We start from the raw sequence: 16,591 nt of genomic DNA on the forward strand, positions 1-16,591 counted from the left end.
CCTAGGTCATTCAAGACCTTTTGGGACAGCCCCATCGGACTGAGTGCCGGCGGACGCGCCGCTTTGCTGCCCGTTCAGCGCCCCGCGCCGCCGGTGGCGGCAGACTGCTAGGCGGACAACTGTTCCTGCTCCGGCTTATGCTTGAAAGTCGTGGAGAGAAGCAGCGTGCCAAGCAGCATGATCAATCCGGCAGCGGTATAGATGCCGACGAGGGGAAACACTTTTTTCAGCAGGCCGGATACCGACATCATAATGACCATCATCCCCATAAACATCGGGCTCAGGACACCGTTGACGCGGCCGATGAACGATTGGTTCGTCCATTGGAGAATCATCGTGTTGATGCCGATATGAATGCAGGGAAAGACCAGCCCGTTCACAAACTGCAGCGCCAGCGTAACCGGAACGCTCGTCGACCAGCCGACTCCGACCATGCACAGCGCGCCGACCGACATCCCGAACGCCAGCAGCTTCTGCGGCGATATTTTTTCGCGACCGCCATCACAAGGCCGCCGCCGATCAGCATCGCCACCCCGTTGACCGCAAGCAGAAACTGCAGGAAATCTTTATGCTCGCCAAGCCGCTCAATTACGATGAACAGCCCGAGCGTCTGAACGATGCCGACCGCCATCCCGGCCGCGGCAAATGCGCCGCCAAGCACCTTGAGAACCGGCGAACGCCAGACGTATGCGAAACCCTCTTTCAATTCTTTGCGGAAATCCGGTTTCTCCGCATCGGTCCGTTCCTCGGGAAAATCGGACGGAATCCGGAACAGCACGACCGCCGACAGCAAAAAGGCGACGCCCATAATGGCGATAGCGATTTCGATCCCCCACTGCCGGTATACGAAGATGCCGAGCGACGGGCCAAGCACCATGAAAATCGCAATAAGCGACTGGAATACGGCCATCGCCTGCTGCAGCTGTTCGGGTGCGATATGCTGCTTGAACAGCTTCATGACCGAAGGCTGGGAGAACTGGGACAGAATGGCCGACACGAACGTGGCCAGGTAGACCATCTCCCAGGAGCCGTATATGAGCGTCAGCAATACGATAAAGACGGATATGGCGGATAAGAAGTCGCACCAGATCATCGTCCGTTTCGGACGCCAGCGGTCGGCGAACGTGCCGCCGATGAACGAAAAGACGAAGATGGGCGCAAATTCGACGACCGAGATGAGCGAAACGGCGACCGGATCGTCGTTCGTCATGTCGGTTACGAACATCAGGATGGCGAAATTCCGCACCCAGATGCCGATTTGGAGCAAAACGTTGGAAAATAAGACCGTTTGATAGAATCGGTTGCGGAACAAGCTCCCGCCAGGGGAAACTGCCGCCGCGGCATTGGACATATCGTTTACACTCTCCCTGATACAGTCTACGGTTTCTCAATCCGTACCTTTATCATCATGAGGCACAGACGGCGGAAAAGCAATCGGTTCCGGGACGTAGATTCAGGAAATATTTTACAAAAATAAGCCGTTTGCCGTTTGCATGTCGTCCCGTTATTCCGGAGGCCGCTTGCCCCGTTGCAGATCGGCAAGACTGAGTCCGAAGCTCAGCTGCAGATGAGGATAATCCGGGAAATCCTCCCAGTCGCCTCCCCATTCGAAGCCGATCGACTTGGCGATTTCGACAACTTCCATCCAGTCGGATTTTCCGTTGCCGTTGCCGTCGTATTCCAAATCCCACAGCACTTCCCCGTCTTTTCCGCGCAGCGCAAAATCGATCGCCAGACCGTAATTGTGGTACGACTCCCCGCCTCTCGCATTGGTCACGACGCGGCCTTCCGTTTTGCGCCCTTGCTCGTACAGCCTGTCCTGCTCCTCATGGCTGCGGAAGCCTTGCGTGATAACGATGGAGATGCCGATTTTTTTCGTTTCCCGCACCAATTCGTTTTTTTCTCGATGACAGCCGGATGAAGCCCGGCAACCGTTTCGGACGTTTCGGCGGTCCGCCTTTGCGATTCGGGTATTTCAGGCGCCGGAGACTGCCATTTTGCCCAGATCAGAATGACGAGCACAAGGATGGCGGCCAGAACGTATTTATTGTTCGGCTGTTTCTTTTTTCTCGGTCTTCGGTAAGAGGCGCTGCGGGTTGACGGCTTTCGGGACGTGAGCCGGGACGGCTGCCGGTTGTAATGCGGCCTGGATGCTTGTCTTCGGTATGCCGGTTCACTGTTCTTCAATCTTTCGAATCCTCCGCTTGCGTTCTTCGTACGGGCGTTGCCCGCTTCGGCATCGGCCGAACGGACGGCGCCAACTGCCATTATATCTCAAAGTTCTTAAGAAATAGTTAAGCCTGTTTTAAATTTTTTCGCATAATCCGGCCGTCTCCCGGATTTCAAGGATAGATTCGCCCCGATTGTCGCAACCTAAAAAACGGAATTCCGCGGAATCCGCTTCCTTGCGAAAATTCAAGAGAGGTGCACAAATGAACAAACAGCGCGCAATCGAAATATCCGAATCGCCCGTAATGGCGAACGTCACGTATCAAGGGATGCAAGTCTATATCCAGCAAGTCGACGCCCAGAATGAAACCGCCCGAATATACCCGCTCGGCCAGCCCGAGAATGAGCTGAGCGTGCCGCTGGACAGCTTGACCGAACATTAATCTGCTCGGAAAGCGGGAAGGAGCGACGGAAATGGCAAGAAAAAAAGAGCGGCAACCCAAGAAAGAGCCGACGCTGGCGCCCGGTATGGACACGCATAACAGTCTGGAGGAAGAGCCGACCGCAGAGGAAGCGGCGCGCGGAAACTATACCGAGGTAACGAGATTGTATCTGGACCGCACGCCGGAGGACTGAAGCCCGACAATTCGGGGGAGCATCGGCTCCCCCGCGGGTCTTTTAGCCGCCCTGTGCGGTCGCGAAGCCGCCCTGTGCGGTCGCGGCTCTCCCCTTCGGCGCAAGATCCGGACGGCTACGCTACGCATCCCGGCGATCCGGCGGAAGCAGGAAGCTGAGCAGGCCGATGAGCGGCAGGAAGCTGGTGTACAGCATGACGTTCGCCAGACCGAACGCATCGGCGGCGTTGCCGAGCACGACAGCGCCAAGCGCGCCGAGGCCGAACGCCAGGCCGGTAATGAGCCCCGATGCCATGCCGACTTTGCCCGGCATCAGTTCCTGGGCGTACACGACGCTGACCGAGAAGCCCGACTGCAAAATAAAACCGAGCACGAACGATGCCGGATAAACCCAGGCCAGCGGCAGATGGGGCAGGAGGATGGCGAACGGTGCCGCGCCGGCAATGGAGAACAGCATCATGTTTTGCGGCCGAAACGGTCGGCCAGAATGCCCCCCAGAAACGTCCCCGCCACGCCCGCGGCCATAAACAGAAACAGCGGCAACTGAGCCGCCGAAATGGTCAGGCCGTACGTATCCCTTACATAAAACTGATAGAAATTGCCCATTCCCGCCGCATACCAGGAGCGGCAGAAGACCAGCACGAGCAGCAGCATCAAGGCGAACATGACAACGCGGCGTTCCTTGCGTGCGGCATGCAATTGCTCGGCGCCGGCCGGCTTGCGCCGCTTCGCGGGCGCGCCATGCGCGGCAAGCTGTCCGGAATACCACGGTACGACCTTGAGCAGGACGACGATGGCCGCCGCCGCGAGCAGCATCCCCCATGCCGCGCCCCGCTGTCCGAGCGGAACGAAGATGAAGATCGTCATCAAGGGCGCCAGCGACTGGCCGAAATTGCCGCCGACCTGATAAATCGACTGCGCGAGTCCCCGCCGTCCGCCGGCCGCGAAATAAACGACGCGCGAGCCTTCCGGATGAAAGATGGCGGAGCCGAGACCGATCAGCACAACCGACAGCAGCAGCAGCCAGAAGGAAGGCGCAAACGCCAGACCGGCCAGGCCGATCATGCTCAGCGCCATCCCGAAAGGCAGCATCCAGGGCGCCGGGCGCTTGTCGGAAACCAGTCCGACGACCGGCTGCATGACGGACGAGGTCATATTGAGCGTGAACGCGATCCAGCCGACCTGGGCGTAAGAAAGTCCCATCGACTCCTCGAAAATCGGAAACAGCGCGGAGACGACCGCCTGCATCGTATCGTTGAGCATGTGGACCGCACTGATAGCGAACAAGATGAAATAAACCGTCCCGGTCCGTACGGCGACCGACCGGGCGGCAGTTTCCGTAACAGGCATGCGGATAACGGCCTCCTATTGCGAATTTCAGACTGTGCGAAAGCTGCGGCAGTTCCGCAGGTTAAGACGCTGTTTCTTCATAAAAGCGAACGCATACCGGCTTCGGCAGCCTCAGCGTCGAACCGTTCGGCTTCAGATTTCCGGAATCGGCATCGACAGCGAATACCGTTACAACGTCGGAGTCTTGGCTGGCGGCAAGCAGCCAGCGCCCGTCCGGGGACAGCGCGAAGTTGCGCGGCGTCCGGCCGCCGCACGGCACATGGCCGATGACGGCAAGCGTCCCGTCCTTCTGATCCGCCGCGAAGACGGCGATGCTGTCGTGGCCGCGATTGGACGCATAGAGGAAGCGCCCGCACGGCGACAAATGAATATCCGCCGCGTAGCTTTCGCCCGCGAAGCCGTCAGGCAAAGCCGAAACCGCAGGGCCCGCTTCCAGCTTGCCGGAATCGGCATCGGCGCGAAGCCATGTGACGGTCGAATCGAGCTCGTTGATGACATAGGCGGCAGGAAGTCTCGGGTGGAATACGAGATGCCGCGGACCGGCCCCGGCATGAATGGCGCATTCGCCATGTTTCGTCAACGTCAGTCCGGCCGGATCGAACCGGTAGATGACAATCGAATCGGTCCCGAGATCCGGAACATAGGCATAGCCGCCTTCCGGATGCGGCACGATGCAGTGCGGATGCGGGCTCTCCTGCCGTCCCTTGTTCGGCCCGAGTTCGCCTTCGTGCCGCACGACGGCGGCCGCTTCCTTAAGCCGGCCGTCTTCGCCGATGGGCAGCAGCGCAACGCTGCCGCCCGAATAATTGGCGACAAGCGCCGCCCGGCCTTCGCGGTCCGTGCTAATATAGCACGGATGGGCGCCGTGCGTCAGCGGCCGGCCGTCCAACGGCGCGAGCTTCCCGGTCGGCGGATCGATCGCGAATGCCGCCGCCGACCCGCCGGGCCGGCCGCTTGTCTCCGACGTCTCGCTGACCGCGTACAACACGCGGCCGCCGGGGCGCACCGCCAAATAGGAGGCGTGTTCGACGCCGGCCAGCTGCTGAACAAGCGCCAGCGTCCCCGTCTCTTCGTCGAAGGAGCAAACATGCAGCGTCGGCTCCGAAGCTTCGCCGTACGAGCCGACATACAAGATGCGGGAACGACCGCCGGTTCCCGCATGATCATTAATGCCCTCCATTCATCTTGGCCTCCCGTCGTTTACGTGTTCGGCCATCGGCCGATTTGAACCGAACATACCACAACCGCCCGCAAGTGACAATGCCCGGGAAGGCCGTTTTCGGACCGTTATGAGGACTTATTCGGGCCATTGCGCCGCCGCACCGCTTCCGTTGTCCATTACAGGGGTTCATGAGCCCGGGACGAGCGGCGGCAATTTCCACTTCCCAAACGGTATCGTTTATGTTAAAATGTAAGCGCTAACAAGTCGCATCATATTCTCGTTTCAAGGGGAGGGTCATTGGATGAATGCGGCGGAGCGAGAGCGCAATGTGTACGAGGAGTTTGATGTCGTCCGGGATATTCTGTACTTCAGGGTCGGCGCCCATCATCTCGTCAGTTTTCACGGCAGAAATTACAATATAAAAAGAAGAATGTCTGCCGACCAGATCCGCAAATTGACCGCGGATGCCCATTTCTTCAAAGTGAGTTCGGATTGTTACGTCAATCTCGGCAAGGTCGACGCCATCCGGGACGGCATCGTCGTCTTCCGGGTGCCGGGGGCAGACGGCAAGCAGATCGTCATTTCCAGACGGAAGCGGAACCAATTGCAAACGCTGCTGCAAAACCGGAACCAGGGAACGGCGTCATAACGGCGCGCCGGTCCGGGAGAGCGGCGGCACCCCAAACCAAGACAGCCGGCGGATAACCGCCGGCTGTCTTGGTTCGATTCGGCAAGTATCGGCCGGTTTGCCGGACATGACGGAAGCTCGATCGGGGCATGAATTCGGACGCCTGTCAAAACGGTACGTCGACCGCCGCGCCGAATAGCCGAGCCGGCTCGTTACCAGCATGACGACGTTTCGGACGATCCATACGGCGCCCGCTATAGCCATCATGTCGAAGCAGACGTTAAACATGAACAGATGCTTGCCGAGATCGGCTTCTCCGTCTCCGAGCAGCGGCACGCACAGCGAGAAGATGCCGACGAGCCCGATCAGCATCAGCGTCTCGAGGCCGATCCGGTAACGCCGATCGCTTCGCTGCATGTACAAGAAAAGGAGGATAAAGTAATACAGCGCATAGAAAGCGATCAAAAAGCCAAGCGATTTCGGCACATGTCTCGCCTTGAATTCGCTCCAGGCGCTGTAGGCGTAAGAGAGCGCGCCGGGCGGCTTGCCCTCGGCTTGCTCGTAATTGCCGAGATAATAGGGGCGGATCGTCATGCCGGCTTTCGCTCCCGCTTCCAGCTTGTCGATAAACCGACCGGGATGCGTCAAATAGTAGACGGCGACATCCTTATGCGACAACTTGCTGTAGAACTCCCGCTCGAGAAGGGGATCGTCCTGCTTGATCGGCGCGTCCGTCTGGAAGTAGTTCGTGCCCGCATTCACCGCCAGTTCCTCCGACAATCCCAAATCGCGCAAATCCCGTTTCGGGTCCGGCGAATCCTTCAGGATGCCGTAAAATACCGTCTGGTACAGATTGATATGCTTCAATTCCTTGGGCGCCGCCACGTACATGGCGATCGAAACCGCCACGGTGACAGCACATAGCGTATAGACGCGCCTGCGCCAGCGGCGGTCGTCCCGAAGCGCGGCGAACCGGAGCGCCAGCAGCGCGAATGCGACGCCGACGGGCGCGTTCTGGATTTTGGAGCAGGCGAGCATGATCGCCGATGCGAAGAAGGCCGCAAGCAGCCAGACAGACGGCTCTTGCCGGCTTGTCAGCCAGAAAGCGAACCCGACGGTCATCAGCATGAACAGCAGCGATACCGGTTCGCCGAAGAAGGAATTGAAGTACGCGACGTAGCCGATGTCATAGAAGACGAAAAGAACCGCGGCTGCGAGCAGAAAAGCGGCCAGCCTCGACTTGCCCGCCCCGAACCGGACGACGATCCATGTCGCCGCAAGCAGCGTCAACGCGTACAGGAAACCTAGCACCCGGATATCGAACGCGCCTGCGTTCCATATCCGGCCGAGCAGGGATGCCGCCATGGCAAAAATAAGCTGGGACGACCAATATCCTCCCGCCTTGAACTCCCCGTAGCTGTACTGCGAATGCGCGTAGTGAAAGAAACGTTCCTCGTAAGTCCGGGCATGCTCGGGATACGTCAAGCCGACGCTGACCATAATGCGCTGAAAATCGCCGTTATCCGCGACGCCGATAAACGGTTTCGTAAACAGCAGCGCGGCCAATATAACCGCGCCGGCGGCGACGGCGACGATATCCCAGCGGATTCTCTCTCTCATTTCCTATCCCCTCATTCGTTCCGTCAGCCTCATCGTTTCCGGCGCTGCCGCTTCCTGTCCTTCCGGAAGCAAAAGCGTCTCGACGATATAAAGCGGACGACGCTTCGTTTCTTTATAGATTTTCCCGATATATTCGCCGATCAGCCCGAGCGCAAGCAGTTGTATGCCGCCCAGAAGCCAGATCGAGACGATGAGCGACGTCCAGCCCGATACGGCGTTGCCGGTAAATTTGCTGATCAGCGCGTAGACGGCCGCCGTCAGGCTGGCCAGAAATACGATAAAGCCCGCAAGCGTCACAAGCCGGATCGGACGGATGCTGAACGATGTAATGCCGTCGAGAGCGAAAGCTATCATTTTGCGCAGCGGATACTTGGAAGTTCCGGCAAAACGTTCGGTCCGATCATAGTAGACAGAGGCCGAGCGAAAGCCGATCGACGGAACGATGCCGCGCAGAAACAGATTCACTTCCTTGAACCGCTCCAGACTGTCGATGGCGCGCTTGCTCATCAGCCGGAAATCGGCGTGATTGAACACAATATTGACGCCCATCCACTCCATCAAACGGTAAAAGCCGATCGCCGTCGTCCGCTTGAAAAACGTATCCGTCGCCCGGCTCCGCCGTACGCCGTATACGATATCGCAGCCTTCCTTGTACTTCTTCACGAATTCCCGGATAATCGCGGGATCGTCCTGAAGGTCCGCGTCGATCGTAACGGCGCAGTCGATGCGATCCCGAACGCTCATCAGACCGGCGACGAGCGCCTGCTGATGGCCGGCGTTGCGCGCCAGCTTGAGACCGTGTACAAGCGGATTATGCCTTCGGCTTTCGACGATGAGCGGCCATGTCCGGTCGCTGCTGCCGTCGTCGACGAACAGCAGGAAGCTGTCCGGCGCGACGAGCTTCTCGTCCATCAGTTCCGTCAGCAAACCGCTCAGGCGCATGATCGTCTCCGGCAGCACCTCTTCCTCGTTATAACACGGCGACACAATGGCCAGTCTCGGTCCGGAACGCAAGTCCATTCACCGCCCTTTCGTTTCTCTGCTTTTCCATTTTCATATTAAATTAAATCGCATCGTTCGCGCAATTGCAAGGATACGTTCTCTATTATTTTTTCCATGCATCCCCTTATTTAAGCAGTCTATGAAACAAATCAGGAAATCCGGCCGTCTGAGATGGCAAGAAACGAAACAAAAGGGGGACTTACGATGCGGCCTGTAAAATGGCTGTCGCTCGTGCTGGCCTTCCTGCTGCTGCCCGCTTTGGCGGGATGCGGCAAGCCGGGCGGCGAAGGCGGCCCTGACGGCGTCGGCCGGCCGGGAACGGCGGGAACGAACTGGCCTGACGCAAGCGGAATCGATCGGAAACTGACGACGGCTTACAACGCTTTCGGCATGAAGCTGCTGCTGGAAATATCCGAGCAGGAAAAGCACGGGGGCAGCGTGCTGCTATCCCCTTCCAGCATTGCGATCGCGCTCTCGATGACGATGAACGGCGCGCGCGCCGACACCTTGAAGGAGATGAGCGAGACGATTGCCGGCGGAATGAGCCCGGAGGACGTAAACGAAAGCAACGAAACGCTGCTGAAGCTGCTCGCCAGCGAAGATCCGAAGGTTCGGGTGCATGCGGTGCAATCGCTGTGGGCGCGGGAAGGCAAGCCGTTCCATGACGAGTTCCTGCAGACGAACGAGCGGTTCTACGACGCCCGTATCGAGCAGCTGGACTTCGACGACCCGGGGGCGATCGACACGATCAACGATTGGGTCAAACAGCAGACGGAGGGCGCGATAGACCGTTTGATCGAAGGACCGATCGATAAAAGCACGGTCATGTTTCTGCTCCAGGCCATCTATTTCAAAGGCGACTGGAAGACGCCGTTCCCGGAAGCGGCCACGTCGATGCAGCCGTTCCGGCTGGAGGACGGAACGACGGCGGACGTTCCGCTGATGAGCCGGCAGAACGAATTGTTCGATTATTTGCGGGGAGAAGGGTTCCAGGCGGTGAAGCTGCCGTACGGCGACGGCCGCTGGAGCATGATCGTGGCGCTGCCCGACGACGAAAAGACCGGGCTTGCCGGCCTGCTTCCGCAGCTCGCGGCCGATCCTTCCGTCTGGACGACCGGGTACGAACAGATGGAAGGGATCGTCTGGCTGCCGAAATTCCGGCTGGAGAGCGAGCTCGAGCTGCGGGATGCGCTGAAAGCGATGGGGATGCCGACGGCATTCAACCCTTCGCTCGCCGACCTGTCCGGCATGGCGGACGTTCCGCCCAATCTGTATATCTTCAGCGTCAGACATAAATCGTTTATCGATGTGAACGAGACGGGGACGGAAGCTTCGGCCGCCACTTCCGTCGAGATCAGGGACGAGTCGGCGCGTATCGGAGAGCCGTTCGTACTGCGGGCCGACCGGCCGTTCTTTTTCGCCATTATGGAGGAATCGTCGGGGACGATCGTGTTTGCCGGCACGATGTACGACCCGTCGGCCTCCCCGGACCGTTAATCCGGCGGCTCGCCGTATCATGGCGATGATCGCCGTACAAGCTTGACGCGCTTCGCCGTATCGTTCGGCGGAGCGCAGCTTTGTTTGTCCAACTTGTATGGGCGCATCGGTGCCTAACCTATACTAGTACTTTGGCGTCAATCGTTATGCTGCGGTCGCAGATCGCCTCCACATCTTCGCGGTCATGCGTGACGAAAAGGCAGGCCATCTCCGCCCGCCGCAAAATATCCCTCAGCTCCCGGCGTATATCCGCTTTGAGCGCCGCGTCAAGGTTGCTGAACGGCTCGTCCATCAGCAGCAGCGACGGTTTGGGCGCAAGCGCGCGCGCCAAGGCGACGCGCTGCTGCTGTCCGCCGCTCAATTCATGGGGATAACGCGAACCGTACTCCGGCAGCTGCACCAGCTCCAGCATCTGCCGGACGCGCTGTTTCCGTTCTCCCCGAGGAATCCGATGAAGACCGAATTCGATATTTCGGGCAACCGTCATATGGGGAAACAATGCGTAGTCTTGAAATACCATGCCGATACCGCGGCTCTCCGGCGGAACGAAGGTCGTCCGGTCGGCGACCGTCTTGCCGCATACGGCGATGCGGCCGGCCGTCGGCGCTTCCAGGCCGGCAATCAGCCGCAGCAGCGTGCTTTTGCCGCTTCCGCTCGGGCCGAGCAGGCCGACAATCTCTCCTTGTCCGACATCAAGCGAAACGTCTTGCAGAATCAAATCGGACGAGCCGGCATAGGTGAACGACACGCGATGCATTTCGACAACCTTCATACCTCCATTCCCCTTTCAATCCGGTTCAGCAAATAGACCGATGCCAGACTGACCACAACGATGCAAAGCGCCGGCACCGATGCTTCATGAATCCGTTCGTCGCTGGCATACTGGTACGTCTTGGTCGCAAGCGTCTGAAAGTTAAACGGCCGCAACAGCAGCGCAAGCGGCAGCTCTTTGACGATTTCGACAAAAGTCAGCACCGTTCCGCTTAACAGAGCCCCTTTGAGCAATGGAAGCTCTACGCGCAAGAACGTCTGCGTCCGCCCTCTCCCAAGCAAGCGCGACGCTTCCGCATATTGGGGACCGATCTTCTCAAAACCAGCCTCCAGAGCATTATAGCCGGTCGCCATGAAGCGGACGACATAGGCCGCCACAAGCATGACGATCGACAGGCTGAGCACGAGCGGCGCTTCCCCGGTGCCAAGACTAAGGGCCGCATAGACGGGAGCGAGCCATCCGTCAAGCTTGATGAACACCGCCAGTACGCCGATCGCGATGATCGCCCCCGGAATCGAATAACCGGCCGTAACCGCCTTCGCCAGCATATAGCCGAATATTCCACCGAATTGCCGGACCGAAACCGCCACAATCGCGGCGGCTACCATAGTGAGCGCCGTGGGCACGATCGCCACGGCGACCGTGTCCCCAATGATTCGGTAAAAACCTTCATGCCATACTTCATCCGCCGTCCAAGTCGCCCAGACAACGAGCTGGGCAACCGGTATCACGAACGAGACCAGCATGACGACTGCGCCGAACATGCAAGCCGCAGCCCCGCCCGCCCCGCGGAGTCTTCTGCGGACAAGCGGCCGCGACTTGCCGCTCGTCGCGCTGTACCGGCGCTGTCTGCGCAGCTGGCGTTCCAGCAGAAACAGGCCGAGCACCCCGATCATCAGCCACGCCGCGAGCCGGCTTGCCGACGCAATATCGTACATGCCGAACCAGGTCTTGAAGATCGCCGTCGAAATCGTCGAAATGCCGAAATAGCTGACAACCCCATAATCGCCGAGCACTTCGAAGCATACGAGAATGACCCCGCCGGCGATGGCCGGACGGGAGATCGGCAGCACGACAAGCCAGAAGACCGACCACGGTCCTCGACCGAGCAGACGCGCGTTCTCGACGTATGCGCCCGTCTGGCTCTCCAAGAATGCCCGGGCGATCAAATAGACGTACGGAAAAAGAAACATCGTAAAAATAAAAACGGCGCCCTGTACCGACATAATATTGAACCAGCCTTGGGAAAGCTGCAGCCCGAATGTATTCCGCAGCGTTGTCTGCACGACGCCGGTATAACCGAGCATGGCGCTGTACGTATAGGCGGCGATATACGGCGGTATCGCAAGCGGCAGCGCGAACGCCCAGCGGAACAAACGGCTGAGCGGGAAGTCGTACGCCGCCGTCAGCCAGGCCAGCCCGACGCCAAGTCCTGTCGTGAACAGTCCCGTCAGCAGCGCCAGCCAAGCGGACTGCATCACCGCATCCTTCAGTACATACTGCTTGATATGCGACCAGTTCTCACCCGGCCCTTGCGCTAGAGATACCAGAATGAAAAAACGGGCAGCAAAATTGCTGCTGCCACGATAAGGCTGGAGATCGTCCAACCGTTCATTCGCCTTCGGATGTCCCTTCCCCATGTTTGCGGACGTATCACTTAATCCCATCCTACTTTATTCAAAATTTCCACTGCTTTTTTATTGTGTTCTCCCAGCTTGGAGAAATCAAGTTGTTGTTTTTTAAATTCGCCCCACGATTTGAGCAGTTCCGGCAGCTCGGCTTCCAGATTGACCGGAAACTCGAAGTTCTCGCTTGAGAATATCGCTTGCGCTTCCGCTCCGGTCAAATATTCGATCAGCTTGATCGCCGCATCTTTATTTTGCTGTGCTTTGCCAACCCGACGCCGCTTATGTTCACGTGCGTGCCCGTCGTCTCCTGGTTCGGGAAGAAGACGCCGATCTGTTCGCCGACTTTCACTTCCTCCGCATCCTTGGAGTTCAGCAGCTGACCGACGTAATATGTGTTCATAAGCGCCACGTCGCCTTGTCCGGCGACAATCGCTTTTGCTTGGTCGCGGTCGCCGCCTTCCGGCTTGCGGGCCATATTGGCCACAATCCCTTTCGCCCATTCCTCAGCTTGCGCTTCCCCGTTCAACTCGATAAGCGAAGCGAGAAGCGATTGGTTGTACAGGCTTGTCGAGGAACGAACCAGCACTTTCCCTTTCCACTTGTCCGTGGCAAGATCTTCATAGGTGCTGAGCTGCTCCGGTTTTACCCGCTCCTTGGAATAGGCGATAATGCGGGCGCGGGCGGACAAGCCGACCCAATGATTGTCCGCATCGCGATATTCAGCCGGCACATTGCTGTTCACGGTATCCGATTCAATCGGCTGCAGAATGCCGCTCGTTTTCGCGTTATTTAATATTCCGCCGTCGACGGTAATGAACAGGTCCGCCGGACTGCTTTCGCCCTCGCGTTTCATCCGTTCGATCAATTCCTCGGCTTTGCCTTCCACGACATTGACCTTAATGCCCGTCGCCCGGGTGAATTCGTCATACAGCTTGCCATCCACTTCATAATGACGAGCCGTATAAATGTTAACTTCTTTCGATCCGGATTGCTCCTGCTCTTGCGATTGCCCGGACTCTTCCGACTGCCCGGCTGCTGCCGATCCGGATAGCTGGCTGGCAGTATTGCCGTTTTCACTGCTGCCCGAACCGGCGCCGCATGCGGTCAACAGGATGAAAAGAAGAATAGCCGCAACAGAAGAAAAAGTAAACCGGCCAAGCATCTGCATGCCATTCATGTCCCCTTTGTTGAGAATGATAATCATTTTGAAATTTAACATGAACATTTAAGCATGTCAATACAATTTTATCCGCAAAGACTGCTCCGATCTGCCGACATGCGAAACGGGCCTTCGGCGGTTCGCCGCAAGACCCGTTTCGGGAAGACGATATGAATGCAACGTATAAACTTAGATCCACTTCATATAGCCGAAGCCGTAAACCGACCCTAGAGCGAGAATGACCGTCCAGATGACCAGGCTGACCCCCATCCACACGACGACGCGCATGCGCGAAGAACCGAACGACAGGGCGAGCAGAGCGGCCAGATCCGTCCCGAGCAGAATCGGAGCCACGATCGACAGACCGGGAATACCGTAACGCTCCCAAATTTGCCGTGCCCGCGTCTCCCGCTTCGTCGGGGCGGTTATCCCTTTGCGCTCGCGGCGGCGCTGCCGCCATGCGGCGAGCTGGCGGAAAAACAGAGCGAGCAGTACAATCATGAGAAAGTTTCCGGCAAAACCGACAATGCTGACGACGACCGGCGACAGCCCCCACAGAATGCCGAGCGGCACCACAACGAAAATATCGATCCAGGGCAGAATCGCCAGGATGAACAGCCCCAGGTACTGCCATATGTCATCCGCTTGCTGCAGCCATTCCAACATATTCCGAATAATTCCTCCGTTCGTTAAACTTTATAAGCTTTCATCGCTTTGCGCAGCTCCTTGAAGGTCGGGCGCTTGCCGTACATCAGGACGCCGGTGCGGTAGATCTTCGCCGACAGCCAGCCGAAGATGAAGATGCTGACGAACAGGATGACGAAGGACAGCGCAATCTCCCAGAACATCGGCGACGCCAGCCCGATGCGCAAAAACATGGCGAACGGCGAGAAGAACGGGATGAACGATGCGACCTTGACGATCATCGCATCCGGCGTCCCCATACCGAAGATGCCGATATAGAACCCGCCCAGCGACAGGAACGTAACCGGCATAAGCGCCTGCGCCAAATCTTCCGTACGGCTGACGATGGAGCCGACGGCGGCATACAGCGTCGCATACAGGAAATAGCCGGTCAGGAAGAACAAAATCGCGTAAACATAGAGCCGCGGATCGATGTCCGACAGATGAATGTTGAAGTTTTTCAGAAAATCGACGTTATGCGGCAAGTTGACATTGACCAGGAATACGGCTACATAGAACACGATTTGCAGCAAACCGACAATAAACATGCCGGTAATTTTACCGAACATCTGCTTCAGCGGCGCAACGCTGGTGACGAGAATCTCCATGACGCGGGAGCTTTTCTCGGCTGTAATTTCGCTGGCGATCAACTGGCTCGTGACGAAGATTCCCATGAAGAGGACAATCATCATCGCATAGACGAAGCCCATCGACAATCCGCTTTGAGCGGCGTCTTTGCCTTCTCCCGCCGCGGCCGTTCCGGTCAGAGCGATTTGCATCGTTTCGACATCGACCGGCGTAAACAGTTCTTGCTTCTGCTCTTCGGTCAGGCCGGCATGCTGCAAAACCGCCTCAAGCTTTACCGCTTGCAGACCGGTCTGAAGAGCGGAGGCGGTGCTCGTGTCGAACATTTCCTCGGATTTGTATGTTACATGCGGGAAACCGCCCGCCTCATCCGGCGCCAGCACGATGTAGCCTTTGATCTTCTTCTCCAGCATCGCGTCTTTCAACGTCTGCTCGTTGGCTTCCGGAGAACCGGCATCCGGGAAACCGACCATTTTCAGGTCCGACTGATCCATCCGTTCGTAATAGTTTTTCAGCGCTTCCGTTATTTCAGGTTCGTTGGATTCGATATAGCCGACATTCGTCGTCTTCGATCCGTCATCGTCATTGAAAAGCGAAATGATATAGGGCAGATTGACGCCAATCGAAATGATCAGGGCGAAAATAATCGACGTGATGACAAACGACTTGGTCCTCAGCTTGTTGCGGACTGTAAAGTTGATTACCGCGAGAAAACTATTCAATGTGATCACCCACCGATCGGATAAAGATTTCATTCAAGGTCGGCTCCATCAGCTGGAACCGGTTCAGATCGCCTTGACTCATCGCATGACGGAGAACCGCTTGTGCCGTCTCGGGATGATCGATCAAAAGCTCGTACCCGCTCTCATGCTGCACGACCGACCGTACGCCCGGAATACTGTCGAGCCCTTCGATCGGATGGTCCGCGCTGACGATGACCCTCTCCCGCGGGAACTGCTTCTTGATCTCTTTCAAATTGCCCTGCAGTACGGCTTCCCCTTTGTGCAAAATCGTAATGTTGCGGCACAGCTCCTCGACATGCTCCATCCGGTGTGTCGAGAACAGGATGCTCGTTCCGTTGTCGCGCAGCTCCTTGACCGTCGACTTCAGCAATTCGACATTGACGGGATCGAGACCGCTGAACGCTTCGTCGAGAATAAGAATTTTCGGCTCATGGATGACGGCCGCGATAAACTGGATTTTTGCTGGTTGCCCTTGGAAAGCTCCTCCATCTTCTTGTTGTAATATTCCGGCACATTGAACCGCTCCAGCCAATATTTCAAATTACGGTCCGCATCCTTCGGTTTCATGCCGCGCAATTGGGCCAAATAAATCAGTTGGTCGCTGACTTTGACCTTCGGATACATTCCCCGTTCTTCGGGAAGATAACCGAGCATCGGCAGCAGTTGCGGGCTGTACGGTTTCCCGTTGTACAGAATGCTGCCCCCGTCGGGATAGATCAGTCCGAGCACCATCCGCATCGTCGTCGTTTTGCCGGCGCCGTTGGCCCCGAGCAGTCCGTAAATCTCCCCTTCGGACACTTCGAAGCTGATACCGTTTACCGCCGTTTTGTCTCCATACTCTTTCACGACACGTTCCACTTTCAATGGCTTCATTCGATTGCTCCCCTCTCCTTCATGATGAGCGGACCCCTTCTCGCTCGAGCTCCATCATAGCTTCCAAAATATCGTCAAGCTCCA

The 16,591-nt window shown here is 57.7% G+C and carries 11 protein-coding genes and 5 pseudogenes; 4 read left to right on the forward strand and 12 right to left on the reverse strand.

Features of this window, described 5'->3' with window-relative positions; genetic code table 11:
• Positions 1-107: 107 nt before the first annotated feature.
• Both PACILC2_RS13990 and PACILC2_RS13995 read right to left on the reverse strand, forming a co-directional pair.
• Positions 108-1,351: pseudogene (locus tag PACILC2_RS13990) on the reverse strand (MFS transporter).
• A gap of 153 nt (positions 1,352-1,504) precedes the next feature.
• A pseudogene (locus PACILC2_RS13995) lies at positions 1,505-1,974 on the reverse strand (M15 family metallopeptidase).
• Positions 1,975-2,432: 458 nt separating this feature from the next.
• Here PACILC2_RS13995 and PACILC2_RS14000 point away from each other — a divergent pair.
• Entirely contained in the window at positions 2,433-2,612 is a 180-nt protein-coding gene (locus tag PACILC2_RS14000; protein WP_213529199.1) for a small acid-soluble spore protein H, read from the forward strand.
• A 31-nt stretch (positions 2,613-2,643) separates the two neighbouring features.
• A complete protein-coding gene (locus tag PACILC2_RS14005; RefSeq protein WP_201024051.1) occupies positions 2,644-2,805 on the forward strand; it encodes a hypothetical protein in 162 nt (53 codons plus the stop codon).
• A gap of 120 nt (positions 2,806-2,925) precedes the next feature.
• Here the strand turns inward: PACILC2_RS14005 and PACILC2_RS14010 are convergent.
• Together PACILC2_RS14010 and PACILC2_RS14015 are read right to left on the reverse strand one after the other, a co-directional pair.
• Positions 2,926-4,154 (reverse strand): annotated as a pseudogene (locus PACILC2_RS14010) (MFS transporter).
• Between the two features lie 61 nt (positions 4,155-4,215).
• Positions 4,216-5,334 carry a lactonase family protein gene (locus PACILC2_RS14015; RefSeq protein ID WP_213529200.1) on the reverse strand — a complete coding sequence of 373 codons (1,119 nt, stop codon included), beginning with the start codon at positions 5,332-5,334 and terminating at the stop codon, positions 4,216-4,218.
• Positions 5,335-5,617: 283 nt separating this feature from the next.
• Between PACILC2_RS14015 and PACILC2_RS14020 the strand changes: the two genes are divergently transcribed.
• On the forward strand, positions 5,618-5,965 hold the full coding sequence (locus tag PACILC2_RS14020) for a LytTR family transcriptional regulator DNA-binding domain-containing protein (RefSeq protein ID WP_062495627.1): 348 nt from the start codon (positions 5,618-5,620) through the stop codon (positions 5,963-5,965).
• Here PACILC2_RS14020 and wsfD read toward each other — a convergent pair.
• Positions 5,960-7,564 carry a glycan biosynthesis hexose transferase WsfD gene (wsfD, locus tag PACILC2_RS14025; RefSeq protein WP_213529201.1) on the reverse strand — a complete coding sequence of 535 codons (1,605 nt, stop codon included), beginning with the start codon at positions 7,562-7,564 and terminating at the stop codon, positions 5,960-5,962. The genes PACILC2_RS14020 and wsfD overlap by 6 nt on opposite strands.
• A 3-nt stretch (positions 7,565-7,567) precedes the next feature.
• Positions 7,568-8,584, reverse strand: coding sequence for a glycosyltransferase family 2 protein (locus PACILC2_RS14030; RefSeq protein WP_213529202.1), 1,017 nt, complete (start codon positions 8,582-8,584; stop codon positions 7,568-7,570).
• Between the two features lie 186 nt (positions 8,585-8,770).
• Here PACILC2_RS14030 and PACILC2_RS14035 point away from each other — a divergent pair, with 186 nt between their 5' ends.
• A complete protein-coding gene (locus PACILC2_RS14035; protein ID WP_213529203.1) occupies positions 8,771-10,063 on the forward strand; it encodes a serpin family protein in 1,293 nt (430 codons plus the stop codon).
• A 118-nt stretch (positions 10,064-10,181) separates the two neighbouring features.
• Here the strand turns inward: PACILC2_RS14035 and PACILC2_RS14040 are convergent, their stop codons facing one another.
• From PACILC2_RS14040 to PACILC2_RS14065, 6 genes and pseudogenes are all read right to left on the reverse strand, one after another.
• Positions 10,182-10,835: an ABC transporter ATP-binding protein gene (locus PACILC2_RS14040; protein ID WP_213529204.1), complete on the reverse strand. Its 654-nt coding sequence runs from the start codon at positions 10,833-10,835 to the stop codon at positions 10,182-10,184.
• Positions 10,832-12,442, reverse strand: a complete 1,611-nt coding sequence (locus PACILC2_RS14045) for an ABC transporter permease (RefSeq protein ID WP_307860587.1) — start codon at positions 12,440-12,442, stop codon at positions 10,832-10,834. Before PACILC2_RS14045 ends, PACILC2_RS14040 begins: the two co-directional genes overlap by 4 nt.
• A 50-nt stretch (positions 12,443-12,492) precedes the next feature.
• Positions 12,493-13,625, reverse strand: a pseudogene (locus tag PACILC2_RS14050) (Fe(3+) ABC transporter substrate-binding protein).
• 186 nt (positions 13,626-13,811) lie between these two features.
• Entirely contained in the window at positions 13,812-14,288 is a 477-nt protein-coding gene (locus tag PACILC2_RS14055) for a small multi-drug export protein (protein ID WP_213529205.1), read from the reverse strand.
• A 23-nt stretch (positions 14,289-14,311) separates the two neighbouring features.
• Positions 14,312-15,613, reverse strand: a complete 1,302-nt coding sequence (locus PACILC2_RS14060) for an ABC transporter permease (protein WP_062495638.1) — start codon at positions 15,611-15,613, stop codon at positions 14,312-14,314.
• Positions 15,606-16,507 (reverse strand): annotated as a pseudogene (locus tag PACILC2_RS14065) (ABC transporter ATP-binding protein). The gene PACILC2_RS14060 and the pseudogene PACILC2_RS14065 overlap by 8 nt, the downstream one beginning before the upstream one ends.
• Positions 16,508-16,591: the final 84 nt, after the last annotated feature.

The organism is Paenibacillus cisolokensis (genome assembly GCF_018403665.1).
GTDB lineage: Bacteria > Bacillota > Bacilli > Paenibacillales > Paenibacillaceae > Paenibacillus_AH > Paenibacillus_AH cisolokensis.

Bases quoted from the DNA above. Each gene is read 5' to 3' on its own strand.
- PACILC2_RS14005 (WP_201024051.1), top strand. From the start codon at position 2,644: ATGGCAAGAAAAAAAGAGCGGCAACCCAAGAAAGAGCCGACGCTGGCG.
- PACILC2_RS14030 (WP_213529202.1), bottom strand. From the start codon at position 8,584: ATGGACTTGCGTTCCGGACCGAGACTGGCCATTGTGTCGCCGTGTTAT.
- PACILC2_RS14000 (WP_213529199.1), top strand. From the start codon at position 2,433: ATGAACAAACAGCGCGCAATCGAAATATCCGAATCGCCCGTAATGGCG.
- PACILC2_RS14035 (WP_213529203.1), top strand. From the start codon at position 8,771: ATGCGGCCTGTAAAATGGCTGTCGCTCGTGCTGGCCTTCCTGCTGCTG.
- PACILC2_RS14015 (WP_213529200.1), bottom strand. From the start codon at position 5,334: ATGGAGGGCATTAATGATCATGCGGGAACCGGCGGTCGTTCCCGCATC.
- PACILC2_RS14055 (WP_213529205.1), bottom strand. From the start codon at position 14,288: ATGTTGGAATGGCTGCAGCAAGCGGATGACATATGGCAGTACCTGGGG.
- wsfD (WP_213529201.1), bottom strand. From the start codon at position 7,564: ATGAGAGAGAGAATCCGCTGGGATATCGTCGCCGTCGCCGCCGGCGCG.
- PACILC2_RS14040 (WP_213529204.1), bottom strand. From the start codon at position 10,835: ATGAAGGTTGTCGAAATGCATCGCGTGTCGTTCACCTATGCCGGCTCG.
- PACILC2_RS14020 (WP_062495627.1), top strand. From the start codon at position 5,618: ATGAATGCGGCGGAGCGAGAGCGCAATGTGTACGAGGAGTTTGATGTC.